Source organism: Streptomyces sp. NPDC050145, from assembly GCF_044460245.1.
GTDB lineage: Bacteria > Actinomycetota > Actinomycetes > Streptomycetales > Streptomycetaceae > Streptomyces.
Genome location: NZ_JBITJS010000023.1, coordinates 58,968 through 82,600, shown reverse-complemented (window position 1 = coordinate 82,600; position 23,633 = coordinate 58,968). Strand labels below are relative to the sequence as shown.

Genomic DNA, 23,633 nt, shown 5'->3' with positions numbered 1-23,633 from the left:
GGTCTGGGGGCCGGCCGGGGGGCTCATCACGAGCCCCCCGGCCTGACTCCCGTCAGACCTCTTCGACGCTGCTCGGCTCGCGCCGCGACAGGTCGATGCCGAGCTCCTCCGCTGCGCGGAAGACGTCCTCGTCGGTGTCGCGCATCTCGATGGACATGCCGTCCGAGGACAGCACCTCCACGTTGAGGCACAGGGACTGCATTTCCTTGATGAGCACCTTGAAGGACTCGGGAATGCCGGGCTCAGGGATGTTCTCGCCCTTGACGATGGCCTCGTAGACCTTCACGCGGCCGGTGACGTCGTCGGACTTGATGGTCAGCAGCTCCTGGAGGGCGTAAGCGGCGCCGTACGCCTCCAGCGCCCACACCTCCATCTCACCGAAGCGCTGGCCACCGAACTGGGCCTTACCACCCAGCGGCTGCTGGGTGATCATCGAGTACGGACCGGTCGACCGGGCGTGCAGCTTGTCGTCGACCAGGTGGTGGAGCTTGAGGATGTACATGTACCCGATCGAGATCGGGTCCGGGAACGGCTCACCGGAGCGGCCGTCGAACAGCCTCGCCTTGCCGGACGGGAGGACCATGCGGTCGCCGTCGCGGTTCGGGATGGTGTGCTCGAGCAGACCGGCCAGCTCGTCCTCGCGGGCACCGTCGAAGACCGGGGTCGCGACGTTGGTACGCGGCTCGACCTTGTCGGCGCCGATCGCCTGGAGGCGCTGGGCCCACTCCTCACCGAGGCCGGAGACGTCCCAGCCCTGGCTGGCGAGCCAGCCGAGGTGGATCTCCAGGACCTGTCCCGGGTTCATTCGGGACGGGACACCCAGCGGGTTGAGGATGATGTCGACCGGGGTGCCGTCCTCCAGGAACGGCATGTCCTCGATCGGGTTGATCTTCGAGATGACGCCCTTGTTGCCGTGACGGCCGGCGAGCTTGTCACCATCGGTGATCTTGCGCTTCTGCGCCACGTAGACACGAACCAGCTGGTTCACGCCCGGCGGCAGCTCGTCGCCCTCTTCGCGGTCGAAGACGCGGACGCCGATGACCTTGCCGATCTCACCGTGCGGCACCTTCAGCGAGGTGTCGCGCACCTCGCGCGCCTTCTCACCGAAGATCGCGCGGAGCAGGCGCTCCTCGGGCGTCAGCTCGGTCTCACCCTTGGGCGTGACCTTGCCGACGAGGATGTCGCCGGCGACGACCTCGGCACCGATACGGATGATGCCGCGCTCGTCGAGGTCGGCGAGGACCTCCTCGGAGACGTTCGGGATGTCCCGGGTGATCTCCTCGGGGCCGAGCTTGGTGTCACGGGCGTCGACCTCGTGCTCCTCGATGTGGATCGAGGAGAGGACGTCGTCCTGCACGAGGCGCTGCGACAGGATGATCGCGTCCTCGTAGTTGTGACCCTCCCAGGGCATGAACGCCACGAGCAGGTTCTTGCCGAGGGCCATCTCGCCCTCTTCGGTCGCGGGACCGTCGGCCAGGACCTGGCCGGTGATGATCCGCTGACCCTCGTCCACGACGACCTTCTGGTTCACAGAGGTGCCCTGGTTGGAGCGCGAGAACTTGTGCAGGCGGTACGTGGTGTACGTGCCGTCGTCGTTCGTGATGGTGATGTAGTCCGCGGAGACCTCCTGGACCACACCGTCCTTCTCGGCCTTGAGCACGTCACCGGCGTCGGTGGCGCAGCGGTACTCCATGCCGGTGCCGACGAGCGGCGCCTCGCTCTTGATGAGCGGGACGGCCTGACGCATCATGTTCGCGCCCATGAGGGCACGGTTGGCGTCGTCGTGCTCGAGGAACGGGATCATGGCGGTCGCGACCGACACCATCTGGCGCGGCGAGACGTCCATGTAGTCGACGTCGTCACCGGGGATGTAGTCGATCTCGCCGCCACGACGGCGGACCAGAACGCGGGCCTCGGTGAAGCGCATCTCGTCGTTCAGCGTCGCGTTCGCCTGGGCGATCACGAAGCGGTCTTCCTCGTCGGCCGTCAGGTAGTCGACGTCGTCGGTGACGACACCCTCGACGACCTTGCGGTACGGCGTCTCGATGAAACCGAACGGGTTGATCCGGCCGTACGAGGCGAGCGAACCGATCAGACCGATGTTCGGGCCTTCGGGCGTCTCGATCGGGCACATGCGGCCGTAGTGCGACGGGTGTACGTCTCGGACCTCGAAGCCGGCCCGCTCACGGGACAGACCACCCGGGCCGAGGGCGTTCAGACGACGCTTGTGCGTCAGCCCCGACAGCGGGTTGTTCTGGTCCATGAACTGGGACAGCTGGGAGGTGCCGAAGAACTCCTTGATCGACGCCACCACGGGGCGGATGTTGATCAGGGTCTGCGGCGTGATCGCCTCGACGTCCTGGGTCGTCATGCGCTCGCGCACGACGCGCTCCATACGGGCAAGACCCGTACGGACCTGGTTCTGGATCAGCTCACCGACGTTACGGATACGGCGGTTGCCGAAGTGGTCGATGTCGTCGGTCTCGACGATGATCTCGCGGCCCGACTCGCTGACCGTCTCGGTCTCACCGGCGTGCAGCTTGACCAGGTACTTGATCGTCGCGATGACGTCGTCCGTGGTGAGCACGCCGGCGTCCAGCGGCTCGTCGGCGCCGAGCTTCTTGTTCACCTTGTAGCGGCCGACCTTCGCGAGGTCGTAGCGCTTCGGGTTGAAGTAGAGGTTCTCGAGCAGCGTCTGCGCGGCCTCACGGGTCGGCGGCTCGCCCGGACGCAGCTTGCGGTAGATGTCGAGCAGCGCGTCGTCCTGGCCCTGGGTGTGGTCCTTCTCCAGGGTGGCGCGCATGGACTCGTACTGGCCGAACTCCTCGAGGATCTGCTCGGTCGTCCAACCGAGAGCCTTGAGCAGGACGGTGACGGACTGCTTGCGCTTGCGGTCGATGCGCACACCGACCATGTCGCGCTTGTCGATCTCCATCTCCAGCCAGGCACCACGCGAGGGGATGACCTTGGCCGAGAAGATGTCCTTGTCGGACGTCTTGTCGATGGAGGAGTCGAAGTAGACACCGGGCGAGCGGACGAGCTGCGAGACCACGACACGCTCGGTGCCGTTGATCACGAAGGTGCCCTTGTCCGTCATGAGCGGGAAGTCGCCCATGAAGACGGTCTGAGACTTGATCTCGCCGGTCTCGTTGTTCGTGAACTCGGCCGTGACGAAGAGCGGGGCGGCGAACGTGAAGTCGCGGTCCTTGCACTCGTCGATCGAGTTCTTGGGAGGCTCGAAACGGTGGTCGCGGAACGTCAGCGACATCGACCCGGAGAAGTCCTCGATCGGGGAGATCTCCTCGAAGATCTCCTCGAGACCGGACTTGGTGGGGACGTCCTGACCCGACTCCAGAGCCGCCTCGACCCGACTCTGCCAGGCGGTGTTGCCGAGCAGCCAGTCAAAGCTCTCGGTCTGCAGCGCGAGCAGGTTCGGAACCTCGAGGGGCTCCTTGATCTTTGCAAAGGAGATGCGCAGCGGGGCAGTGCTTGCGCCATTGTTCGTATTCGCGGTCGAGGCGTTGCGCGAGGCGGCCAAGAGGGGGTCCTTCCGAGGGCTCGGACTCACTACGCGCGTACCGGTCCCAAGCCAGACAGATAGACAGAACACCCAGGTCAGGGCTGATTCGGTCCACTGTGCTCAAGCGAGGGCATGCCCCTGGTGACGGGCAGGGAGCAGCTAACAGGCAGCGCAAAGGGACAGTGTAGCCAGAAGGCCCACTGATGTCCAGTGCGGGTTTTTTGAGACCCTCGTTGTTCTCAACCGTTCACCGTCTGCCGCATGCCCTGCGCGCTCAGCGAGCGCACATCCTTACTGCCCTCTTCGTCGTCGATCCATGCCTCGGATACGGATCCTTGTGACGACGCGTCCTGAGAATTGCGCGCCGCGTGCGGTTCGTCAAGGCCCCCGCTCGGCCGAACCAGGGTGGCTCCAGGCACGACGAAGATCACCATACTCCGCGTGACCAGCAGCGCAAGGCACCCTCGACCCGCGCGCCAGACAACGCCGAAAGGCGACCACCCACCTGGGTGATCGCCTTTCGGTACCTCGGTGTTACACCCCGGAAGGGTGTTTCACCGATGAGGAGTCAGCAGACTCGCGAGGTCACTTGACCTCGACGGAGGCGCCGGCGCCCTTGAGGGCCTCGGCGGCCTTCTCAGCGGCGTCCTTCGCGACCTTCTCGAGGACCGGCTTCGGGGTGCCGTCGACGAGGTCCTTGGCCTCCTTGAGGCCCAGGGAGGTGAGCTCGCGCACGACCTTGATGACCTGGATCTTCTTCTCGCCGGCACCCGTGAGGATGACGTCGAACTCGTCCTGCTCCTCAGCGGCCTCGGCCGGGGCGCCCGGGCCGGCCGGACCGGCGACGGCGACGGCCGCGGCGGCGGTGACGTCGAACTTCTCCTCGAAGGCCTTCACGAACTCGGAGAGCTCGATGAGGGTCATCTCCTCGAACTGGGCGAGCAGGTCTTCCTGGCTGAGCTTCGCCATGATGGGCGATCCTTCCACTAAATCGGCTGGTGCCGGTTGTCCATGTAGGCGGGCGTACAGACGGCCCGCTTCGACCGCTGCCTCAGGCAGCGATCAGAGTGCGAGCCGAATTACTCGGCACCGCCCTGCTCGGCCTGCTTGGCACGAAGCGCCTCCGCGGTGCGGACGAACTTCGAGGGCAGCGCCTGGAAGAGCTGAGCAGCCTGAGACTGCTTGCCCTTGAAGGCACCGGCCAGCTTGCTGAGCAGAACCTCGCGGGACTCGAGGTCCGCAAGCTTCTTGATCTCGTCGGCGGACAGCGCCTTGCCGTCAAGGACACCGCCCTTGATGACGAGGTTCGGGTTGTCCTTGGCGAAGTCACGAAGACCCTTCGCCGACTCCACCGGGTCACCGGTGACGAAGGCGACTGCCGTCGGACCATTGAAGAGGTCGTCCAGCGAGTCGATCCCGGCCTGGTTGGCCGCGATCTTGGTCAGCGTGTTCTTCACCACGGCGTACTCGGAGTTCTCACCGAGCGAACGGCGCAGCTGCTTGAGCTGGGCCACGGTGAGACCCCGGTACTCGGTCAGCACGGCGGCGTTCGAGCTGCGGAACTTGTCCGTGAGCTCGGCTACCGCGGCAGCCTTGTCGGGCGTCGGCATAGAGCGTCGGCCTCCTTCCGGGTGATGAGGACCGCTCGCAAGGAGGCTGGGAAAACGAAACGCCCCGGCGCAGGCGCACGGGGCGTGAGCTCGACCAGAATCCTGAAGCGGAATCCGGGAGCACTTCCACAGTCACCTACGCGGGTCGTCCGCAGTTTCAGCGGATCCTTCGGCCACCGCACCCTCTGACGAGAGCACAGCGACGACCAGCGGTCTTTGGCTTCTGTGGAAGATTACGTGAAGGGGGCGTCCCGAGCAAATCCGCTCAGACGTCGCCGTCGGTACCGGTGGCGGACCCGGCGTCACCGGCCCCCTGACCGATCGTCTTCAGCATCTCCATGATGTCGAAGGTCTGGTCCGCGGGCGGCACCTCGACCTTCACGGCCGATCCGTAGTCGGAGAAGGACTCGTTGATCACGACCGCGCCCTGCGGCGTGTTCATCGTGACGTCGATCCGGACCGGGAGGTCGTCCTCGTTGACCCACAGCTCGGTGTCGTAGCCCTTGATGCCGGACTTCTTGACGCTCTTCAGGAGCTGGTCGCGCTCGGACTTGCTGAGGGCCTTCAGCGAGTCGTTCTTCTCCGCCATCTCGTCGACGGTGAGCTTGCCCTTGTAGTGCTGCGTCTTCACGCCGTCGACCGTGGCCGCGCCCAGGTGCTTCAGGTTCGGCGAGGAGAGCAGGACGGCGATCTGCTGCGCCGGGTCCTGGTTCATGCTGTCCAGGCTGCCGGTCATCTGGCGCATCAGCTGCCCGTCGCCGGACTTCTCGGCCATGGCGCCGAGGTCCATCTTCATCCAGCGCTTGCCGTCCATCATGCCCATGTCCTTGGTCGCCTCGGCGCCCATGTCCATGTACATCACGTCGTCCTGCCACACCATGCGCACCTTCTCCGGCGCGTCCGGATCGCCGGCGCCGAGGGCCGAGCCCGTCATCGTCATATCCATGACGGTCGGGTCCCAGCCCATCGTGCCGGAGAGCTTCATGGTGCCGCCGCCGTCGAGGCCCGCCGGCGTCTTCATCGTCATCTCGACCTTGGCCGACTTCGCGGCCTCGGTCTTCTTGAACGCGGCCGTCAGGGCCTGCGTCACCCGGGACTGCGACCTGGTGCCCGCGTCCGAGGCCGAACCGCTCTTCTCGGAACCCTCGTCGCAGGCCACGGCCCCGGCGCAGAGCAGCGCGGTGACGGTGGCGGCGCCGAGCGCGCGTCGTACGGCAACAGTCATCTCAATCCCACCCCTTTGAACACGTGTCTGAACTGAACCCGTGTATGTGCCGCACGATATCCGACCCCTCCGACAGCGCTCCGTGAATAACCGGTCCGGCGTTCCCCCACCCGGTCAGCCCTCGGCGCGCACGTCCGCGAGGTCCACGATGTCGCGCCCGGGCGGCCGCTCGGCCCGCGCACGGGCCCCGTAGTCCCGGTAGTGGACGGTGCTGCGGAAGTCGCCCGCGCGCTGTGTGCGCCGCACCAGCAGGTCCCGGGCGTCGATCCACACGTCGACACGCTGCTCCCCCGCGGTGCCCCGGTAGTGCGTGGTGCGGACGCCGCGCACGGTCTCCTGGCCCACCCGGTGGGTGTCCCCCGCCCCGGCGAGCGTCTTCAGGCAGTCGGCCGGGCCCAGGTCGCTCTGCGCGTCGTAGGCGTGCCGGATCCAGTGCCGGCCGTCCTGGAGCCGAGCGAAGCGTTCACTCATACGGGTGTAGTACGCGTCCGGCAGGAAGCGTGTCTGGGACGGGTCGCCGCCCAACGCGCGCGTGGAGGCGGCCAGTTCGCCGCCGGTGACGCGGACGGTGAGGGTGCCTTCGACGCCGCCGGACCAGCGCAGGGCGCCGCTGCTGCGGGTGCGCAGCCGGTCGCCGGTGTCCGTCGTGGCCTCGATCCGGGCCGAGCCCGCCGCCGCGACCTTCGCGCGGGCCGTCCGCAGGGCCTGAGGCACGCCCTGGCGGTCCCGTCCGTCGTGTCCTTCGTGCCCGGCACCGCAGCCCGCGAGCAGGGCGCCCGCGGCGGCCAGCGCGACCGCCCGTCCGTGTCTCATCAGGGGCGACGCTAGCGCAGCACCGGTCCGTGCGGGCCGGAAAAGAGGAACGGGCCCCGCACCTGGGAAGGTGCGGGGCCCGTCGCCGACTTCAGCGAGTCTCCGGGGAGGCTCAGACCGCGGCCGGGTCCTCCTCGACGAGGAGGTTCTTGGTGCGGTTCGGGTCGACCTGAATGCCGGGGCCCATCGTGGTGGCGATGGCGGCCTTCTTGATGTAGCGACCCTTGGCGGCGGACGGCTTCAGACGAAGGATCTCGTCCAGGGCCGCGCCGTAGTTCTCCACCAGCTTGGTGTCGTCGAAGGACGCCTTGCCGATGATGAAGTGCAGGTTCGAGTGCTTGTCGACGCGGAACTCGATCTTGCCGCCCTTGATCTCGTTCACGGCCTTGGCCACGTCCGGGGTCACGGTGCCGGTCTTCGGGTTCGGCATGAGGCCACGGGGACCGAGCACGCGGCCGAGGCGGCCGACCTTGCCCATGAGGTCCGGCGTGGCGACGACGGCGTCGAACTCGTTCAGGCGCTGGCCCTTGGAGATCTCGTCGATGAGCTCGTCGGAGCCGACGATGTCGGCGCCGGCGGCCTCCGCGGCCGCAGCACGGTCACCGGTCGCGAAGACCAGGACCCGGGCGGTCTTGCCGGTGCCGTGCGGGAGATTCACGGTGCCACGGACCATCTGGTCGGCCTTGCGCGGGTCAACGCCCAGGCGGAAGGCGACCTCGACGGTGCCGTCGAACTTCGTCGCGGAGGTCTCCTTGGCGAGACGGACGGCCTCGAGCGGGGCGTAGAGCTTGTCCCGGTCGATCTTGGCGTCCGCAGCGCGGAGAGTCTTGCTGCGCTTGCTCACTACTGCTCCTGTGTGTCTGAGGAGTCGTGGTGTGGGCCGAGCAGGCCCTGCCACGGTGTTCTACTGCTTACGGGGGGTGAGGTCAGCCCTCGACCGTGATGCCCATGGAACGGGCGGTGCCGGCGATGATCTTGGACGCGGCGTCCAGGTCATTGGCGTTGAGGTCGGGCATCTTCGTGGTGGCGATCTCGCGGACCTGCGCCTCGGTGATCTTGGCGACCTTGGTCTTGTGCGGCTCGCCAGAGCCCTTCTCGACACCAGCGGCCTTGAGGATCATCTTCGCGGCCGGCGGGGTCTTGGTGATGAAGGTGAAGGAACGGTCCTCGTAGACCGTGATCTCCACCGGGATGACCCAACCGCGCTGCGACTCGGTCGCGGCGTTGTAGGCCTTGCAGAACTCCATGATGTTCACGCCGTGCTGGCCCAGCGCGGGGCCGACCGGCGGAGCCGGGTTGGCGGCGCCGGCCTGGATCTGGAGCTTGATGAGCCCCGTGACCTTCTTCTTCTTGGGAGGCATGTGCTCTCTCTCCGGGTCTTAGTGAGAGTGTTCAGCCACCACCTTGGGGATGATCGTCCGGATCATCCGGATGGAGGCATACCGCACAACGATAACGGGTATCCATGTGCGGCCAAAAACCGAGCAGGTCAGACAGGCTTTTGGGAGCCGGTCTGACCTGTTCGGAAGCGCTTGTCCGGAAGGCGCTAGCTCTGGCTAGTTCTTCTGGATCTGGTCGAAGCTGAGCTCGACCGGGGTCTCGCGGCCGAAGATCTCGACGAGGCCCTTGACCTTCTTCGAGTCGGCGTTGATCTCGTTGATCGTGGCCTGCAGCGTGGCGAACGGGCCGTCGGTGACGGTGACCGAGTCGCCCACCTCGAAGTCCAGGACCTCGACGGTGACCTTGCGGGCCGGAGCCGGCTTGCCCTCGGCCTCGGCGGCCTCACGGGCGGCCTTCTCCTCGGCCTCCGGGGCGAGCATCTTGACGATCTCGTCCAGGGTCAGCGGGTACGGGTCGTAGGCGTTGCCCACGAAGCCGGTGACGCCCGGAGTGTTGCGGACGACGCCCCAGGACTCGTTCGTCAGGTCCATGCGGACGAGCACGTAGCCGGGCAGCTTGTTCTGCCGGACGTTCTTGCGCTCGCCGTTCTTGATCTGGACGATCTCTTCCTCGGGGACCTCGGCCTGGTAGATGAAGTCCTCGACGTTCAGCGAGACGGCACGCTGCTCCAGGTTCGCCTTCACGCGCTTCTCGTAGCCCGCGTAGGTGTGGATCACGTACCACTCGCCCGGGAGACCGCGGAGCTCGTCGCGGAGGGCGGCGATCGGGTCGACCGGCGCCTGCTCCTCCTCGGACTCCTCGGCCTCGTCCTCGACGGCGGCGTCCTCGTCGGCCTCGGCCTCGACGGTCTCGTCCTCCGCGGCCTCGTCCTCGGTGGCTTCCTCGACGATCTCGAGGGCGGCCTCCTCGGCGGGCTCGCCGGCGGCGATGTCGGCAGCTTCGGCCTGGTCCGGGTCCTCGGAGTCCGCCGCCTCGACGATGTCGAGCTGGTCCTCCACGGACTCCGCCGACTCGATGGCGTCGTTCAGGTTCGGGTCAGACACGGTGGCTGCTTCTTCCTGGATACATAGGGGTGGAACGCGCGAAAGGGGCGCCGGACACGGCGCCCTCCGCTTTCGGCTCAGCCGAAGATGTACTTGATGAGATGGTTGAACCCATAGTCAATCACGGTGACCAGACCGATCATGATGACGACGAACACGATCACCACGGTGGTGTACGTCGAGAGCTGACTACGAGTCGGCCAGACGACCTTGCGGAGCTCCGCGACGATCTGGCGGTAGAAGAGAGCGAGGCGGCCGAAGGGGCCCTTCTTGCCGCGCTTGCCGCCCTTGCGGGCCTTCTTCTTGGACTCCGGCACCTCGTCCTGGGCATCAGGCATGTCGATGGAGCCCACGGCGTCCGTCACTCGTCCTCACCTGATTCCGGGTCGTGGCCGTGCCGCGCCCGGTTGAGCCGCACGGCGGTGCATTGCAGTACGTACATGCGCACACATCCTGGCGATGGAGTGTGTAGCAGGGCCGGAGGGACTTGAACCCCCAACCGCTGGTTTTGGAGACCAGTGCTCTACCAATTGAGCTACGACCCTTTGCTTCCCCCAACGTACCGCATCCTTCCGACTGCACGGTGTGTGCTCGGAAAGCGCGGCCGGTGAAGGCCAACGAGCAGTGAGTGTACGTGTTCCGAGGGCCTCCGTCGAACGGATACGGAGGAGAAGTGGATCAACAGCTGATCGTCCGGTCCGTGAAACCCGTGTGCCGGGCGGCTTTCCGGTCTGGAACGATGGGTTCATGAGCGCTGCTGCTACTCCTTCGTCCTCGCCCACCGAGCGCCGGGTCTCCGCCCGGATCGGCGCGATCTCCGAGTCCGCGACCCTCGCTGTCGACGCCAAGGCCAAGGCCCTCAAGGCCGCCGGGCGTCCGGTCATCGGCTTCGGCGCGGGTGAGCCCGACTTCCCCACCCCGGACTACATCGTCGAAGCGGCCGTCGAGGCCTGCAAGAACCCGAAGTACCACCGCTACACGCCGGCCGGCGGCCTGCCCGAGCTCAAGGCCGCGATCGCCGCGAAGACGCTGCGCGACTCCGGCTACGAGCCCGAGGCCGCGGAGATCCTGGTCACCAACGGCGGCAAGCAGGCCATCTACGAGGCCTTCGCCGCGATCCTCGACCCGGGGGACGAGGTCATCGTCCCGGCCCCGTACTGGACGACGTACCCGGAGTCGATCCGTCTCGCCGGCGGTGTCCCGGTCGAGGTCGTCGCCGACGAGACGACCGGCTACCGCGTGTCGGTGGAGCAGCTCGAGGCCGCCCGCACGGAGAAGACCAAGGTCGTCCTCTTCGTGTCGCCGTCGAACCCGACGGGCGCGGTCTACAGCCGCGAGGACGCCGAGGCCATCGGCCGCTGGGCGCTCGAGCACGGCCTGTGGGTCATGACGGACGAGATCTACGAGCACCTGGTCTACGGGGACGCGGAGTTCACGTCCCTGCCGGCGCTCCTGCCCGAGCTGCGCGACAAGTGCATCGTGGTGAACGGCGTGGCCAAGACGTACGCGATGACCGGCTGGCGCGTGGGGTGGATCATCGGCCCGAAGGACGTGGTGAAGGCCGCGACGAACCTCCAGTCGCACGCCACCTCCAACGTGTCGAACGTGGCGCAGGCCGCCGCCATCGCCGCCGTCTCCGGCGACCTGACCGCCGTCGAGAAGATGCGCGAGGCCTTCGACCGGCGCCGCAAGACGATCGTGCGGATGCTCAACGAGATCGACGGCTTCGTCTGCCCGGAGCCGGAGGGCGCGTTCTACGCGTACCCGTCCGTGAAGGGGCTGCTCGGCAAGGAGATCCGCGGCAAGCGTCCGCAGAGCTCGGTCGAGCTGGCCGCGCTCATCCTGGAGGAGGCCGAGGTCGCCGTGGTTCCGGGCGAGGCCTTCGGCACGCCGGGTTACCTGCGTCTGTCGTACGCGCTGGGCGACGAGGACCTCGTCGAGGGTGTCTCGCGCATCCAGAAGCTGCTGGCCGAGGCGCGCGACTGATCCGCGCGTCCACAAGGGCGGGCCGTCTCCTCCTGGAGGCGGCCCGCTTCTTCGTTCGTCCGGTTGTTTGTTCGCTGTCGGCCCCGAACGGGGAAAGGCGCTACCGGTACGACCGGTGTGTGCGGCAGGATCACTGGATGGAGCGTGTAGCACGTGATGTACGTCAGTTGCCGAAGGCCCATCTGCACCTGCACTTCACCGGGTCGATGCGGCCCACGACCCTGCTGGAGCTCGCCGACAAGTACGGCGTGCGGCTGCCCGACGCGCTGACCGGCGCGGAGCCGCCGAAGCTGCGGGCGACGGACGAGCGCGGCTGGTTCCGCTTCCAGCGGCTCTACGACGCGGCGCGTTCCTGTCTGCGGGAGCCCGAGGACATCCAGCGTCTGGTGCGCGAGGCCGCCGAGGAGGACCTGGCGGACGGCTCGGGCTGGCTGGAGATCCAGGTCGACCCGACCTCGTACGCGCCGCGGCTGGGCGGCCTCATCCCGGCGCTCGAGGTCATCCTGGACGCGGTCGACCGGGCCCAGCGGGACACCGGGCTCGGGATGCGCGTCCTGGTCGCGGCGAACCGGATGAAGCACCCGCTGGACGCCCGCACGCTGGCGCGGCTCGCGGTGCGGTATTCGGACCGGGGCATCGTCGGTTTCGGGCTCTCCAACGACGAGCGGCGCGGCATGGCGCGGGACTTCGACCGGGCCTTCCACATCGCGCGCGAGGGCGGGCTGCTGTCCGCGCCGCACGGGGGCGAGCTGACCGGCCCGTCGTCGGTGCGGGACTGCCTGGACGACCTGGACGCCACCCGGATCGGGCACGGGGTGCGGGCGGCCGAGGATCCGCGGCTGCTCAAGCGGCTCGCCGACCGCGGGGTGACCTGCGAGGTGTGCCCCTCGTCCAATGTGGCGCTCGGTGTCTACGAGAAGCCCGAGGACGTGCCGCTGCGCTCGCTCTTCGAGGCCGGGGTGCCGATGGCGCTGGGTGCGGACGACCCGCTGCTGTTCGGCTCGCGGCTGGCCGCCCAGTACGAGATCGCGCGGCGCCACCACGACTTCTCGGACGCCGAACTGGCCGAGCTGGCGCGGCAGTCGGTGCGGGGCTCGGCGGCGCCGGAGGACGTCAGGCGGCGGCTCCTGGACGGTATCGACGCCTGGCTGACCGGCTGAGCGTCCGGTCCGGGTCGGTCCGGACCGTTCAGGGCTTCAGGGCTTCAGGGCTTCAGGGCTTCAGGGGCGCGATCCCGCCGAGCAGGGTGCGGGCCAGGCCCGTGGCGAAGGCGTCCAGGGACTGCGGCGGCTTGCGGTCGGGCGACATGTCGTAGGCGAAGGCACGCTGGGCGCAGGCGCCCAGGAGGAGCGAGGCGGCCGCGTACGTGTCGGCGGCGGTACTGACGCGTCCGGCGGCCTGTTCGGCGCGCAGGTAGGCGTCGAGGCCCTGGATGGGCTTGTGCGGGCCCGAGCCGAGGCCGCGCAGGATGTCCTCGTGGCGGCGCTTGAGCTGCGGCTCGGCATACAGGGACGCGGCCATCGGGAACGTCTCCTCGTAGAAGAGGGCCGCTTCGCGCGCGATGTCGGTGAGGTTCTCCTCGACGGTGCGGTCGGGGTTCGCGACGCCCTCGGTGAGCCGGCTCAGGAGGGAGCCGAGCTTCGGGAGGCGTTCGTGGAGCACCGTGACGAAGAGCTCCTCCTTGTTGGCGAAGTACTTGTAGAGCGCGGCTTCGGAGCAGCCGGCGGCCTGGGCGATCGCCTTCGTGGTGGTGCGGGCGAGGCCGATGCTCAGCATGAGGTCGTGAGCGGCGTCGACGATGCGGACGCGGGCCGGCTTCTGGTCCATGCGAATTCCAACCAGGCTTGACGGGTGAGTGAGTGCTCACCCACTCTAGTGGGTACGGGGGTGAGTGAACACTCACCCACCTGATCGTTCGGATCTTGCACGTGACGCGCACTGGAGGCATCCCATGAAGCTCACGGTTTTCGGCGCGACGGGCGGCGTCGGACAGGAGATCGTCCGGCAGGCGCTCGCCGCCGGGCACGAGGTCACTGCGGTGGTGCGGGACCCGGCGCGGTTCACCGTGACCGGTGACCGCCTGGAGGTCTTCCGCGCGGACCTGCGCGATCCCGAGGCGCTGCGCCCCGCGGTCGCCGGGCGGGACGCGGTGCTCTCCGGGCTCGGTGCCCGCAGGAAGGCGGACGCGGGGGTCGCGGCGCGGCTCACGCGCGCGGTGCTGGCGGCGATGGAGGCCGAGGGCACACGGCGCCTGGTGGTGGTGAGCGCGGGCCCGGTCGGTCCGCAGCCCGCGGACTCACCGCTCTCGGACCGGATCGCCATGAAGATCGTCGGCAGCGTCCTGAAGGACGTCTACGTCGATCTGGCCGCCATGGAGGCGGAGCTGGCCGCCAGCGCGACCGACTGGACCTCTGTGCGCCCGCCCCGCCTCCAGGACAAGCCGGTCACCGGTGCTTATCGCACGGTCATCGGCGGCTTCCCCCGCTCGGGGCGCTTCCTGGGCCGGGCGGACGTGGCCCACGCGATGCTCGCGGCCGTCGACGACGCGGCGACCGTGAAGCAGGGCGTGGGCGTGGCGTACTAGACGGCCTCGGCGGCCCGCGGGCGCAGGACGGCCTTTCGGAGCGCGCGGGCGGTGCGGGCCAGGGAGTCCCGGCCCTCGGTCTCGCCCGGGACCAGGACGACGCCGACGCTGCCCTTGTCGACCCAGGCGCACATCGAGAGCGCCCCCGTGCCGTTCCCGTGGACGAAGCACTCGAGCCGGCCGCCGAGCGGGCCCGGGGACGCGCTCCAGCTGTCCTGCAGGGTGAGTCCGGCGAACCCGAGGTCGTCGAGCCCCGCGTACAGGTCGTCCGGGTCCTCGGCATGGAGGTCGCCGGTCGCGCCCACCACGGCGACGGCGCGGGCGGAGTCGCGATCGCCCTCTCCGTAGACGCCCGAGAACGACTGCACCCCGCGCGGGAGCGTGGTCCCGGCCAGGTACGTCTCCAGCTCGTCCGCCATCGGGGCGTCGGGGCGCAGCGGCATCCCCTGGAAGGTGCGCGGGACGGCCGCCTTGTAGTGCGGGTAGTCCGTCGCCCGCGCGTACTGCCACGTGAACGCGCTGCTGATCGCGCACACCGCCACCACGAAGGTGAGCGCCAGCATCGTGCGCTCGCCGCGCGTGGGCGGGGGCACGGCCGGGGCGCCGGGCGCGGGCAGTCCGGTGTCGGCGGGCATGCGCCGCTCGGCCCGCCTGCGCGCACCCCGCAGCAGCGCCTGTTCGAGCCGTACCGGGATCAGCGCGGGCAGCGCCCACAGTCCCGCGGCCAGGGGCAGGTGCAGGAGCGGCAGGGCCAGCATCCAGGCGGACACGAGGGAGCAGATGATCAGCGCGGTGCGGTACGGCGCGCGCAGGGTCGCGCGGACGAGGCTCAGGTGGCCGTAGGGGCGCTCCAGCGCGGTGAGCGTCTCGGCGCGCACGGCGAGCCGCCGGTCGTGCGGCCAGGCCTCGGCGGCTTCCCTCGCCTGCGCGGCCGCGACAGCGAGGTCCACGCCGCTGTTCAGGGCGGTCTTGACGTCGTAGCGCTGGATGTGGGCCTGGGAGGCGGGGCGCGCGGCGCCGCTCTGCCCTGTGGCCGCCAGCCGCCCGGCCTGCGGTGAATCCGGGGCGAGCTCGTTCAGGCGGTCGGCGGCCCGCTGTCCCCGGGCGCGGCGGCCGGGCTGGTCCATGACGTCGCCGGCGAGGCCGAACTCGGCGTACGCGGCGAGCAGGTCGAGGTCGTCGGGGAAGGCGTCGAGCCCGGCGCGGTAGGCCTGCTCGGCCTCCGTGTCGTGGTCGTCCTCGTCCTCGGCGGCGTGCGCGCGGCCCAGGACGAGGTAGAGACCGGCGTGCGGCCCCTCCTGGTCGAGGCCCGCCCGCGCGGCCTCCCGCGCCTGTCTCAGCTCCCCCGCGCGCAGCAGCAGCTCGGCGCGCTCGTGTGCGGGCAGCACGGACTGCCCGCTGTTCTCCTGCATCTGTGGTCCCCACCCCTGATGTGTGCGCCGAGTGTCTCGACGCCGTCACTATCAGGGGCGACCGTCCCTGCGGTCAATGGGATAGGCCCAGCTCAGAGGCGCACGCCGACCGTCACCGGCTCGTTGACGAGGGTCACGCCGAAGGCCTCGTGGACGCCGGCGACGACCTCGCGGGCGAGCGCGAGGAGGTCCTCGGTGGTGGCCTCGCCGCGGTTGGTGAGGGCGAGGGTGTGCTTGGTGGAGATGCGGGCGGGGCCGGTGCCGTAGCCCTTGGTGAAGCCCGCCTTATCGATCAGCCAGGCCGCGGAGGTCTTGGTCAGGCCCTCCCCGGCGGGGAACGCGGGCGCCTTGGCGTCCGGCCCGAGCCGCTCCGCCACGCGCGCGTGGAAGGCGGCGAACTCGGGGTCGGTGAGGATCGGGTTGGTGAAGAACGAGCCGGCCGACCACGTGTCGTGGTCCTCCGGGTCGAGCACCATGCCCTTGCCGGCGCGCAGCCTCAGGACGGTCTCCCGCGCGGTGGCGGCCGGGACGCGGTCGCCGGCCTCGACGCCGAGGGTGCGGGCGGTCTCGGGGTACTTGATCGGCGCGCTCATGCCGCCCGCGTCCTCCAGCTCGAAGCGGACGCGCAGGACCACGTAGCGGTCCGGTTCGGCCTTGAAGCGGCTGTGGCGGTACGAGAAGGCGCACTCCTCGTTCGGGATCACGACGGTCTCGCCCGCGGCGCGGTCGTAGGCGACGACCTCGGTGATCGTGGAGGAGACCTCCTGGCCGTACGCCCCCACGTTCTGGATCGGCGTCGCGCCCGCGGAGCCGGGGATGCCGGCGAGGCACTCGATGCCCGCGAGGCCGGCCTCGACGGTGCGGGCGACGGCGTCGGTCCACACCTCGCCGGCGGCCAGCTCCAGGCGGGTGCCGTCCAGGGAGAAGCCCTGGGTGGCGATGCGCAGGGCCGTGCCCGCGAAGCCCTGGTCGCCGATGACGAGGTTGCTGCCGCCGCCGACGATCAGCAGCGGGGTGCCCGCGGCGTCGGCCGCGCGCACGGCGTCGACCACCTCTGCGTCGGTCGTCGCGGTGATCAGCCGGGTGGCGGGCCCGCCGAGCCTGAAGGTGGTCAGGGGGGCGAGGGGGGCGTCGTGGAGTTCCTGCACGCGCCCAAGGGTACGAGAACGGCCCCGCCGCATGGACGGGGCCGTGTCGCCCGGGGGTGCCACGCCGGTCACCGGAACCTCGGCAGGACGTCCTTCCAGGAGAGCGGGAGTTCGTCGGTGCTCGCCTTCCAGGTGAGGAACTCGGCGTCCTTCATCTGGTCGCGGAGCCCGTCGGCGAGCGGCCGGTGCGGTGCGGAGGCGGCGAAGTCCTTGAGTGCCTGGGGGGACTCCCAGACGGACAGCGTCCAGAAGGTGCGCTGAAGGGGCTTCGCCTTCAGGGTGGCGCCGTACGCGCCCGGCGCGCGGCTCACCTGGCGCCAGATCCTCGGCGTACGGAGGAAGAACTTCAGGGCGCCCCACAGGGTGCGGGTCTCGAAGCGGGAGGCGAAGACGGTGGCCTCCGCGCGCGTGGGCGGCGTGTTCGGAACGGTCCAGGGGAGGGTCGGCACGACGTGCTCCTTCTCGTTCGCTGTGCAGGGGCCGGTGACGGGGGTCGGGACGGTCAGACCTTCTCCAGGACGCGGTCCGCTTCCTGGTCGCCCTTGCCGTCCTGGACTGCGGCCGTAGTGCGCGACGCCTTCGGGATGCACAGGGCGGCGACACCGGCCAGGGCGACGACGGCCGCGCCGACCCACAGCGCGGGTTCGATGCCGTCCACGAAGTGCTGTGCGGAGTCGTAGCCGCCCTGCGCCGAGAAGATCGAGGACATGACGGCGATGCCGAGCGCTCCGCCGACCTCGCGCAGCGCGTTGTTGGCGCCGGAGGCGATGCCCTGCTCGTCCTGGTGGACGCTGGACATGACCAGGTTGGCGGCGGGGGCGAAGTACAGGGCCATGCCGACGCCGCTGACGATCAGGGCGGGCAGCTGGGCCGCGTACGAGACGTCGACGGTGGCGACGGAGGCGAACCAGCCGAGCCCGACGGCCTGGAGGAAGAGGCCGGCGGCGACGACCGGGCGGCCGCCGATGCGGTCGGAGAGGATCCCGGCGACGGGGGCGACGAGCATCGGCATGCCGGTCCAGGGCAGCATCCGCAGGCCCGCCTGGGTCGGCGAGTAGCCGAGGACGCCCTGCATGAACTGGCTGAGCAGGAAGATCGAGCCGAACATCCCGAGGAACATGAGCAGGCTCGCGGCGTTGATGCCCGAGAAGGCGCGGGAGCGGAAGAGCCGCATGGGGAGCATGGGGTTCCTGCTGCTGATGCCGTGCCGCACGAAGGCGCAGAGCAGTGCCGTTCCGGCGAAGAGCCCGGTCAGGACGAGGGTGTCGGTCCAGCCGACGACGGGGGCGCGGACGAGCCCGTAGACGATGCCGAAGAGGCCGCCGCTGGCGAGCAGGGTGCCGACGAGGTCGAGCGGGGCGCCGGTTCCGTGGGACTCGGCGAGGCGCAGCCGGGCGAGCGGCAGCAGGGCGAGGCCCAGCGGCACGTTCAGCCAGAAGATCCAGTGCCAGGAGACGTGCTCGGTGAGGCTGCCGCCGATGAGCGGCCCGGAGGCGACGGCGAGGCCGTTGACGGCGCCCCAGATCCCGTAGACCATGCCGCGCTTGGCGGCGGGCACGGCGGCCGTGAGCAGGGTCAGGGTGAGCGGCATCATGATGGCGGCGCCGACGCCCTGGACGGCGCGGGCGGCGATCAGGGAGTCGATGCCGGGGGCCAGGGCCGCCGCGGCGGAGGCGCCGGTGAAGATGGTGAGGCCGACGAGGAAGAGCCGGCGGCGGCCGAACCGGTCGCCGAGGGCCGCGCCGGTCATGAGCAGGACGGCGAAGGTGAGCGTGTAGGCGCTGACCGTCCATTCGAGGTCGTCCAGGGCGCCGCCGAGGTCCGCGCGGATAGACGGCAGGGCGGTGGTGACGACGAGGTTGTCGAGGGCCGCCATGAATCCGGCGACGCTGGTGATGACGAGGGCCCAGACGGCTCCCGCGCGGCTCGGTGTTTCCTTCTCCGGTGCGTGCGTTCCCTGTGACATGCTTCCCCCAGCGCTTTCAGGTTAGTTATTGATGACTAACTTTCACGGTCATGAGAATGCGCCTTCATGTTTTCCTCCGCCCTCACGGGAACAGAAGCGCCCCTAGATGCACTGAGAGTCACCGAAACCGGCCCAGACCCGGTGATCGGGCGCGAACCCCAGCGACACCAGCACGTTGATCAGCATTCCGTAGGCGAGGAACTCGGTCGTCTCACCGAGGTCCGCACCCAGTGCCAGCCGGGCTGTGTCGTACATCTCCATCCAGCCGGCCCGCAGCGCGTCACCGAACTCCCGGTCCCCCGAGGCCTCGGAGGCGGCCACGGCGACGTACATCTGCATCTGCATCAGCAGGACGTCCGGGTCCTCGGCGATCAGCGCCCGGTACGCCTCCCCCATGGCCTGGTGGGCGGCTTCGCCCTCCAGCCCCTCGGAGGACGCGCGGAACACCTCGATCGTCCGCTCGCAGCAGCGCATCGCGGCCGCGAGGAACATCGCCTGCTTCCCGGGGAAGAGACGGAAGAGGTACGGCTGCGAGACGCCCACCCGCTTGGCGATCGCCTCGGTGGACGTGCCGTTGTAGCCGCCGCGGGCGAACTCGCTCATCGCCGCGCGCACGACGCTCTCGCGCCGCTCCTCCGCACTCATCCTTGCCATGAGTTCTAAGTTAGTGGCCAATCACTATCTAAGTCAACGGGTACGGGACGGCAGGGTGGGCGTCCCGGATCGCGTCCGGCATTGCGCCTGGGTACGCGTAAGGGGCACTCCCCCATGGAGAGTGCCCCTTACCTGCGTCTACAGGGACGCGAAGCCGCAGGTCAGACGAGCTGGACCACCGCGCGCGACATCCCGAGGACCTTCTGGCCCGCGCTGGTGGCGAGGAGGTCGACGCGCACCCGGTTGTCGTCGAGCTTGGCCGCGACCTTGGCGCTGACCTGGACCTCGGCGCCCTTGTCGTCGTTGGGCACGACGACCGGCTTGGTGAAGCGCACGCCGTACTCGACGACGGCCGCCGGGTCGCCGGTCCAGTCGGTGACCACACGGATCGCCTCGGCCATGGTGAACATGCCGTGCGCGATCACGTCCGGCAGGCCGACCTCGACCGCGAACTTCTCGTTCCAGTGGATCGGGTTGAAGTCGCCGGAGGCGCCCGCGTACTGGACGAGCGTGGCGCGCGTCACGGGGAACGTCTGCGCGGGGAGTTCGGTGCCGACCTCGACGTCGGCGTACTTGACGGTCGTCGCCATGGCGATCAGGCCTCCTCTGCGGCGCGCGAGACGAGCTTGGTCCAGGCGGTCACGACGTGCTCGCCGGCCTCGTCGTGGACCTCGCCGCGGACGTCCACGATGTCGTTGCCCGCGAGGGACTTGATGCCCTCGATGGTGGAGGTGACGCTCAGCCGGTCGCCCGCGCGCACAGGGCGCGTGTAGGCGAACTTCTGGTCACCGTGCACGACGCGGCTGTAGTCGAGCCCCAGCTCCGGGTCGTGGACGACCTCACCGGCCGCCTTGAACGTGATGGCGAACACAAAGGTCGGCGGGGCGATCACGTCGGCGTGACCGAGCGCCTGCGCGGCCTCACGGTCGACGTAGGCGGGGTTCGCGTCCCCCACCGCCTCCGCGAACTCGCGGATCTTCTCCCGGCCGACCTCGTACGGGGCGGTGGGCGGGTAGGTCCGCCCCACGAAGGACTGGTCGAGCGCCATGGACTCGGTACCTCCTGGGTGTAACGACGGATGGAGGGCCTGGGTGGACGCAGGCCGGTGAAACGACGCGAGGCCGCCCCCTCAGGAGGGGACGGCCTCGTGTACGAGCCTGAGTTATCGCGTTTCACGGTGCGCGGTGTGCGCGTTGCAACGCGGGCAGTGCTTCTTCATCTCAAGACGGTCCGGGTTGTTACGCCGGTTCTTCTTGGTGATGTAGTTCCGCTCCTTGCACTCCACGCAGGCCAGCGTGATCTTCGGGCGGACGTCGGTGGCAGCCACGTGAGTGCTCCTTGACGGACGGGATAGATGGTTGAACGCATAGAAGAGTAGCCGATCGAAGGACCGACCCTACAATCGGCTACTGTCAGTAGCGGTGACCGGACTTGAACCGGTGACACAGCGATTATGAGCCGCTTGCTCTACCGACTGAGCTACACCGCTTTGATGCTCACCTTGCGAACGAGATGAGTACCAGAGCCCCAATGCGGAATCGAACCGCAGACCTTCTCCTTACCATGGAGACGCTCTACCGACTGAGCTATTGGGGCGAGCGAGGAAGACATTACACGGTTGCGCGCCGATCGCCCAAATCCGTTTCGCCGACCCCCCGCACGGGAAGAGCCCGACCGCTTCCCGGCCCGGTCCCGCGCGCCCCACCGGGCCCTTCGGACCCCATCAGTACGACTTTTTCCGCGTTCCCCGAAGCGCGCCCGCGGCCGCCCTAGAGTCGACCCTCTCTGCGTGATCTTGCTGTGCGCCCCGCGCGCCGCCGGTCCGCGCCACGAGCCCCCTCGACGAGCCCCTGGAGCGTGATGCCCGACAGCCCCCAGCCACCGCCCTCGCCCGGTTCTCCCGACGTCGCGCCCGAAGGCTCCGGGCTGCTCCTCAGCGGCGCCCGGCTCACCGACGGCAGGAGCGTGGACGTACGGCTGGGCGGCGGACGCATCGAGGCGGTCGGCACGGCCGGCAGCCTCATCGCGCGCGGCGCGCGCGTGGACCTCTCCGGCTATCTCCTGCTGCCCGCCCCCGCGGAGCCGCACGCCCACAGCGACACCGCACTGTCCGCGGACGGCGAGGGGCCCGTCTCGCACGACCCCGAGGAGGTGCAGCGCCGGGCCACGGAGGCGACGCTGCTCCAACTCGGGCACGGGGCCACGGCGGTGCGCTCCCATGTGCGGCTCGGCGACATGGAGGGGCTCGGCTCCATGGAGGCGGTGCTCCAGGCGCGGCGTTCACTGGTCGGGCTCGCCGATCTGCGGGCCGTGGCGATGCCGCGGCTGCTCACCGGGGTCGCCGGCGCCAACGGCCTCGCCATGGTGCGGGACGCGCTCAAGATGGGCGCCTCCGTGGTGGGCGGCTGCCCCGATCTGGACCCCGACCCGACCGGCTACGTGGAGGCGGTCCTGGAGGTCGCGGCGGAGCACGGCTGCCCGGTCGACCTGCACACCGAGGGCGCCGATCCGGCCCGCCTCGAACGGCTCGCGGCGGCGGCCGGCGGGCTGCGCACCGGCGTCACGGTCGGCCCTCTCGGCGGGCTCGCGCGGCTGCCCGGGGAGGCGGCCCGGCGGGCGGCGGACCGGCTCGCGGCGGCCGGCGTCACCGTGACGTGCCTGCCGCAGGGCGGCTGCGCCGGGGTGGACGGGCTCGGGGTCGCTCCGGTGCGGCTGCTGCGGGCGGCCGGGGTGCGGGTGGCGGCGGGCAGCGGGGCGCTGCGCGACGTGTCGAACCCGGTGGGCCGGGGCGACCCTCTGGAGGCCGCCTACCTGCTCGCCTCCCGGTACGGGCTGCGGCCCGAGGAGGCGTACGAGGCGGTGAGTTCGGGGGCGAGGGCCGCGCTCGGGCTGCCCGAGGTGCGCGTGGAGGCCGGTTTTCCGGCGGAGCTGCTCGCGGTGCGGGGGGAGCGGCTGGCGGGGGCGCTCTCGCTCGCGTACAGCCGGCTCGTGATCCACCGGGGGCGGGTGGTGGCCCGGACCAGTGCGGTGCGCGAGTACTGCGACTCGGCGGCGGCGGTCGCCCTCGACCTGCCGCGCCAGGGGCGGGCCGCCAACTACGGGAGCGGCGGACCCGCGTAGCGGCCGGTGGCGCCCGTAGTTGGCGGCCCGTCACCCTTCAGGGCGCCGCCCACATGGTTGCCCGGTCAACCTCCCGCTCCCGGCGTACGGTCGAAGGCATGCGCATTGTCATCGCAGGTGGACATGGTCAGATCGCGCTGCGGCTCGAGCGGTTGCTCTCCGCGCGCGGGGACGAGGTGGCGGGCATCATCCGCAGGCCCGAGCAGGGCGACGATCTGCGGGAGGCGGGCGCGGAGCCCGTGCTGTGCGACCTGGAGTCGGCGTCCGTCGAGGAGGTCGCGGCGCATCTGCAGGGCGCGGACGCGGCCGTCTTCGCGGCGGGCGCGGGCCCGGGCAGCGACGCCGCCCGCAAGGACACGGTGGACCGAGACGCGGCCGTGCTGTTCGCCGACGCGGCGGAGCGGGCCAAGGTGCGCCGGTACGTCGTGGTGTCGTCGATGGGCGCGGACGCGGCCCACAAGGGCGACGGCATCTTCGACGTGTACCTGCGGGCGAAGGGCGCGGCGGACGACGACGTGCGCCGCCGTACAGGCCTGGACTGGACGGTCCTGCGGCCCGGGCAGCTCACGGACGACGCCGGCAAGGGCCTGGTCCGTCTGGAGGCGTCCACGGGGCGTGGGCCGGTGCCGCGCGACGACGTGGCGGCGGTCCTCGCGGAGCTCGTGGAGTCGACCGCCACGGCCGGCCTGACGCTGGAGCTGGTGTCGGGTTCGACGCCGGTCACGGTGGCCGTGAAGTCCGTCGCGGGGAACTGAGGCGGGCACCAACCGCCTTATCCAGTACGGAGTCTGACGTGCTCTCAGAACAGCGGTAGCTGTCCCGGGACGTGCGGGACCGTGTAGCCGTCGAGCGTGTCCTGGACGGCGCCCAGTTGGGCCGGGAGACGTGATCCCGGGCAGGAGACGAGCTCGCCCGCCTCGCGGGCCCCGGGCGGGTCGTGACGGGCGAACCTGCCGCCGACGACGGCGATGTCACGGCGGCACTCGGGGCAGCTGCGGCGGCGGGACACGGTGGGCACTGAGGACCTGGTCGGCATGGTCGGCATGGGTTCAGTCTGCGTCGTGATCGGCGCGGGCACACACCGGAGTGCGCGACCGGGCGGGCAAGCGGGCGCGCGGCGGGGCTGACGGCCGGAGGCGCGGCGGGGCGCA

The 23,633-nt window shown here is 69.9% G+C and carries 25 protein-coding genes and 3 tRNA genes; 5 read left to right on the top strand and 23 right to left on the bottom strand.

Going from position 1 to position 23,633, the window contains the following annotated elements; genetic code table 11:
* Positions 1-52: 52 nt before the first annotated feature.
* The 11 genes from rpoB to ACIBTU_RS34860 form a co-directional block, all read right to left on the bottom strand.
* Positions 53-3,538 carry a DNA-directed RNA polymerase subunit beta gene (gene rpoB, locus ACIBTU_RS34910; RefSeq protein ID WP_399130713.1) on the bottom strand — a complete coding sequence of 1,162 codons (3,486 nt, stop codon included), beginning with the start codon at positions 3,536-3,538 and terminating at the stop codon, positions 53-55.
* A gap of 221 nt (positions 3,539-3,759) precedes the next feature.
* The gene (locus ACIBTU_RS34905) at positions 3,760-3,954 is read right to left on the bottom strand and encodes a hypothetical protein (RefSeq protein WP_399130712.1); all 195 of its coding nucleotides are present in this window, start codon (positions 3,952-3,954) and stop codon (positions 3,760-3,762) included.
* Positions 3,955-4,105: 151 nt separating this feature from the next.
* Complete coding sequence (rplL, locus tag ACIBTU_RS34900) at positions 4,106-4,489, bottom strand: 50S ribosomal protein L7/L12 (protein ID WP_394433398.1); 384 nt, start codon at positions 4,487-4,489, stop codon at positions 4,106-4,108.
* Positions 4,490-4,599: 110 nt separating this feature from the next.
* Positions 4,600-5,130 (bottom strand): 50S ribosomal protein L10, encoded by a 531-nt coding sequence (gene rplJ / locus ACIBTU_RS34895; protein ID WP_399130711.1) that lies wholly within the window; start codon positions 5,128-5,130, stop codon positions 4,600-4,602.
* Positions 5,131-5,395: 265 nt separating this feature from the next.
* Positions 5,396-6,355: a hypothetical protein gene (locus ACIBTU_RS34890; RefSeq protein WP_399130710.1), complete on the bottom strand. Its 960-nt coding sequence runs from the start codon at positions 6,353-6,355 to the stop codon at positions 5,396-5,398.
* Between the two features lie 114 nt (positions 6,356-6,469).
* Complete coding sequence (locus ACIBTU_RS34885; RefSeq protein WP_399130708.1) at positions 6,470-7,168, bottom strand: hypothetical protein; 699 nt, start codon at positions 7,166-7,168, stop codon at positions 6,470-6,472.
* Positions 7,169-7,280: 112 nt separating this feature from the next.
* Entirely contained in the window at positions 7,281-8,012 is a 732-nt protein-coding gene (gene rplA, locus ACIBTU_RS34880; RefSeq protein ID WP_399130707.1) for a 50S ribosomal protein L1, read from the bottom strand.
* Positions 8,013-8,094: 82 nt separating this feature from the next.
* Positions 8,095-8,529 (bottom strand): 50S ribosomal protein L11, encoded by a 435-nt coding sequence (rplK, locus tag ACIBTU_RS34875; RefSeq protein ID WP_016645192.1) that lies wholly within the window; start codon positions 8,527-8,529, stop codon positions 8,095-8,097.
* Between the two features lie 195 nt (positions 8,530-8,724).
* Positions 8,725-9,612: a transcription termination/antitermination protein NusG gene (nusG, locus tag ACIBTU_RS34870; RefSeq protein ID WP_399130706.1), complete on the bottom strand. Its 888-nt coding sequence runs from the start codon at positions 9,610-9,612 to the stop codon at positions 8,725-8,727.
* Between the two features lie 77 nt (positions 9,613-9,689).
* Entirely contained in the window at positions 9,690-9,977 is a 288-nt protein-coding gene (gene secE / locus ACIBTU_RS34865; RefSeq protein ID WP_399130705.1) for a preprotein translocase subunit SecE, read from the bottom strand.
* Between the two features lie 107 nt (positions 9,978-10,084).
* Positions 10,085-10,157: transfer RNA gene (locus ACIBTU_RS34860), tRNA-Trp, on the bottom strand.
* A gap of 202 nt (positions 10,158-10,359) precedes the next feature.
* Here ACIBTU_RS34860 and ACIBTU_RS34855 point away from each other — a divergent pair.
* Positions 10,360-11,598, top strand: a complete 1,239-nt coding sequence (locus tag ACIBTU_RS34855; RefSeq protein WP_399130704.1) for a pyridoxal phosphate-dependent aminotransferase — start codon at positions 10,360-10,362, stop codon at positions 11,596-11,598.
* Positions 11,599-11,735: 137 nt separating this feature from the next.
* A complete protein-coding gene (locus tag ACIBTU_RS34850; protein ID WP_399130703.1) occupies positions 11,736-12,758 on the top strand; it encodes an adenosine deaminase in 1,023 nt (340 codons plus the stop codon).
* A gap of 52 nt (positions 12,759-12,810) precedes the next feature.
* Here ACIBTU_RS34850 and ACIBTU_RS34845 read toward each other — a convergent pair whose 3' ends face one another.
* On the bottom strand, positions 12,811-13,425 hold the full coding sequence (locus tag ACIBTU_RS34845) for a TetR/AcrR family transcriptional regulator (protein WP_399130701.1): 615 nt from the start codon (positions 13,423-13,425) through the stop codon (positions 12,811-12,813).
* Positions 13,426-13,549: 124 nt separating this feature from the next.
* Here ACIBTU_RS34845 and ACIBTU_RS34840 point away from each other — a divergent pair, with 124 nt between their 5' ends.
* Complete coding sequence (locus ACIBTU_RS34840; protein WP_399130700.1) at positions 13,550-14,182, top strand: NAD(P)-dependent oxidoreductase; 633 nt, start codon at positions 13,550-13,552, stop codon at positions 14,180-14,182.
* On the opposite strand, the gene ACIBTU_RS34835 is transcribed toward ACIBTU_RS34840, so the two are convergent.
* The 10 genes from ACIBTU_RS34835 to ACIBTU_RS34790 form a co-directional block, all read right to left on the bottom strand.
* Positions 14,179-15,594, bottom strand: a complete 1,416-nt coding sequence (locus ACIBTU_RS34835; protein WP_399130699.1) for a tetratricopeptide repeat protein — start codon at positions 15,592-15,594, stop codon at positions 14,179-14,181. The genes ACIBTU_RS34840 and ACIBTU_RS34835 overlap by 4 nt on opposite strands.
* Positions 15,595-15,686: 92 nt before the next feature.
* On the bottom strand, positions 15,687-16,742 hold the full coding sequence (locus tag ACIBTU_RS34830) for a UDP-N-acetylmuramate dehydrogenase (RefSeq protein WP_399130698.1): 1,056 nt from the start codon (positions 16,740-16,742) through the stop codon (positions 15,687-15,689).
* A 68-nt stretch (positions 16,743-16,810) separates the two neighbouring features.
* The gene (locus ACIBTU_RS34825; protein WP_399130697.1) at positions 16,811-17,191 is read right to left on the bottom strand and encodes a DUF3291 domain-containing protein; all 381 of its coding nucleotides are present in this window, start codon (positions 17,189-17,191) and stop codon (positions 16,811-16,813) included.
* A gap of 53 nt (positions 17,192-17,244) precedes the next feature.
* Positions 17,245-18,708 carry a DHA2 family efflux MFS transporter permease subunit gene (locus ACIBTU_RS34820; RefSeq protein WP_399130696.1) on the bottom strand — a complete coding sequence of 488 codons (1,464 nt, stop codon included), beginning with the start codon at positions 18,706-18,708 and terminating at the stop codon, positions 17,245-17,247.
* Positions 18,709-18,810: 102 nt separating this feature from the next.
* Positions 18,811-19,362 (bottom strand): TetR/AcrR family transcriptional regulator, encoded by a 552-nt coding sequence (locus ACIBTU_RS34815; protein WP_399130695.1) that lies wholly within the window; start codon positions 19,360-19,362, stop codon positions 18,811-18,813.
* Between the two features lie 161 nt (positions 19,363-19,523).
* Complete coding sequence (locus ACIBTU_RS34810; protein WP_399130694.1) at positions 19,524-19,952, bottom strand: MaoC family dehydratase; 429 nt, start codon at positions 19,950-19,952, stop codon at positions 19,524-19,526.
* 5 nt (positions 19,953-19,957) lie between these two features.
* A complete protein-coding gene (locus tag ACIBTU_RS34805; RefSeq protein ID WP_399130693.1) occupies positions 19,958-20,410 on the bottom strand; it encodes a MaoC family dehydratase N-terminal domain-containing protein in 453 nt (150 codons plus the stop codon).
* Between the two features lie 114 nt (positions 20,411-20,524).
* The gene (gene rpmG, locus ACIBTU_RS34800; RefSeq protein WP_003948671.1) at positions 20,525-20,689 is read right to left on the bottom strand and encodes a 50S ribosomal protein L33; all 165 of its coding nucleotides are present in this window, start codon (positions 20,687-20,689) and stop codon (positions 20,525-20,527) included.
* An 89-nt stretch (positions 20,690-20,778) separates the two neighbouring features.
* Positions 20,779-20,851: transfer RNA gene (locus ACIBTU_RS34795), tRNA-Met, on the bottom strand.
* 34 nt (positions 20,852-20,885) lie between these two features.
* Positions 20,886-20,958: transfer RNA gene (locus ACIBTU_RS34790), tRNA-Thr, on the bottom strand.
* Positions 20,959-21,222: 264 nt separating this feature from the next.
* Between ACIBTU_RS34790 and ACIBTU_RS34785 the strand changes: the two genes are divergently transcribed.
* On the top strand, positions 21,223-22,482 hold the full coding sequence (locus tag ACIBTU_RS34785; RefSeq protein WP_399130692.1) for an amidohydrolase family protein: 1,260 nt from the start codon (positions 21,223-21,225) through the stop codon (positions 22,480-22,482).
* 98 nt (positions 22,483-22,580) lie between these two features.
* The gene (locus ACIBTU_RS34780; RefSeq protein WP_399130691.1) at positions 22,581-23,237 is read left to right on the top strand and encodes an SDR family oxidoreductase; all 657 of its coding nucleotides are present in this window, start codon (positions 22,581-22,583) and stop codon (positions 23,235-23,237) included.
* A gap of 44 nt (positions 23,238-23,281) precedes the next feature.
* Here ACIBTU_RS34780 and ACIBTU_RS34775 read toward each other — a convergent pair whose 3' ends face one another.
* Complete coding sequence (locus tag ACIBTU_RS34775; protein ID WP_399130690.1) at positions 23,282-23,527, bottom strand: hypothetical protein; 246 nt, start codon at positions 23,525-23,527, stop codon at positions 23,282-23,284.
* Between the last annotated feature and the right edge of the window lie 106 nt (positions 23,528-23,633).

Coding starts and splice junctions, on each gene's coding strand:
- ACIBTU_RS34905 (WP_399130712.1), bottom strand. CDS start 3,954: ATGGTGATCTTCGTCGTGCCTGGAGCCACCCTGGTTCGGCCGAGCGGG.
- rplL (WP_394433398.1), bottom strand. CDS start 4,489: ATGGCGAAGCTCAGCCAGGAAGACCTGCTCGCCCAGTTCGAGGAGATG.
- rplJ (WP_399130711.1), bottom strand. CDS start 5,130: ATGCCGACGCCCGACAAGGCTGCCGCGGTAGCCGAGCTCACGGACAAG.
- ACIBTU_RS34890 (WP_399130710.1), bottom strand. CDS start 6,355: ATGACTGTTGCCGTACGACGCGCGCTCGGCGCCGCCACCGTCACCGCG.
- ACIBTU_RS34885 (WP_399130708.1), bottom strand. CDS start 7,168: ATGAGACACGGACGGGCGGTCGCGCTGGCCGCCGCGGGCGCCCTGCTC.
- rplK (WP_016645192.1), bottom strand. CDS start 8,529: ATGCCTCCCAAGAAGAAGAAGGTCACGGGGCTCATCAAGCTCCAGATC.
- ACIBTU_RS34855 (WP_399130704.1), top strand. CDS start 10,360: ATGAGCGCTGCTGCTACTCCTTCGTCCTCGCCCACCGAGCGCCGGGTC.
- ACIBTU_RS34850 (WP_399130703.1), top strand. CDS start 11,736: ATGGAGCGTGTAGCACGTGATGTACGTCAGTTGCCGAAGGCCCATCTG.
- ACIBTU_RS34845 (WP_399130701.1), bottom strand. CDS start 13,425: ATGGACCAGAAGCCGGCCCGCGTCCGCATCGTCGACGCCGCTCACGAC.
- ACIBTU_RS34840 (WP_399130700.1), top strand. CDS start 13,550: ATGAAGCTCACGGTTTTCGGCGCGACGGGCGGCGTCGGACAGGAGATC.
- ACIBTU_RS34835 (WP_399130699.1), bottom strand. CDS start 15,594: ATGCAGGAGAACAGCGGGCAGTCCGTGCTGCCCGCACACGAGCGCGCC.
- ACIBTU_RS34820 (WP_399130696.1), bottom strand. CDS start 18,708: ATGTCACAGGGAACGCACGCACCGGAGAAGGAAACACCGAGCCGCGCG.
- ACIBTU_RS34815 (WP_399130695.1), bottom strand. CDS start 19,362: ATGGCAAGGATGAGTGCGGAGGAGCGGCGCGAGAGCGTCGTGCGCGCG.
- ACIBTU_RS34810 (WP_399130694.1), bottom strand. CDS start 19,952: ATGGCGACGACCGTCAAGTACGCCGACGTCGAGGTCGGCACCGAACTC.
- ACIBTU_RS34805 (WP_399130693.1), bottom strand. CDS start 20,410: ATGGCGCTCGACCAGTCCTTCGTGGGGCGGACCTACCCGCCCACCGCC.
- ACIBTU_RS34785 (WP_399130692.1), top strand. CDS start 21,223: ATGCCCGACAGCCCCCAGCCACCGCCCTCGCCCGGTTCTCCCGACGTC.
- ACIBTU_RS34780 (WP_399130691.1), top strand. CDS start 22,581: ATGCGCATTGTCATCGCAGGTGGACATGGTCAGATCGCGCTGCGGCTC.
- ACIBTU_RS34775 (WP_399130690.1), bottom strand. CDS start 23,527: ATGCCGACCATGCCGACCAGGTCCTCAGTGCCCACCGTGTCCCGCCGC.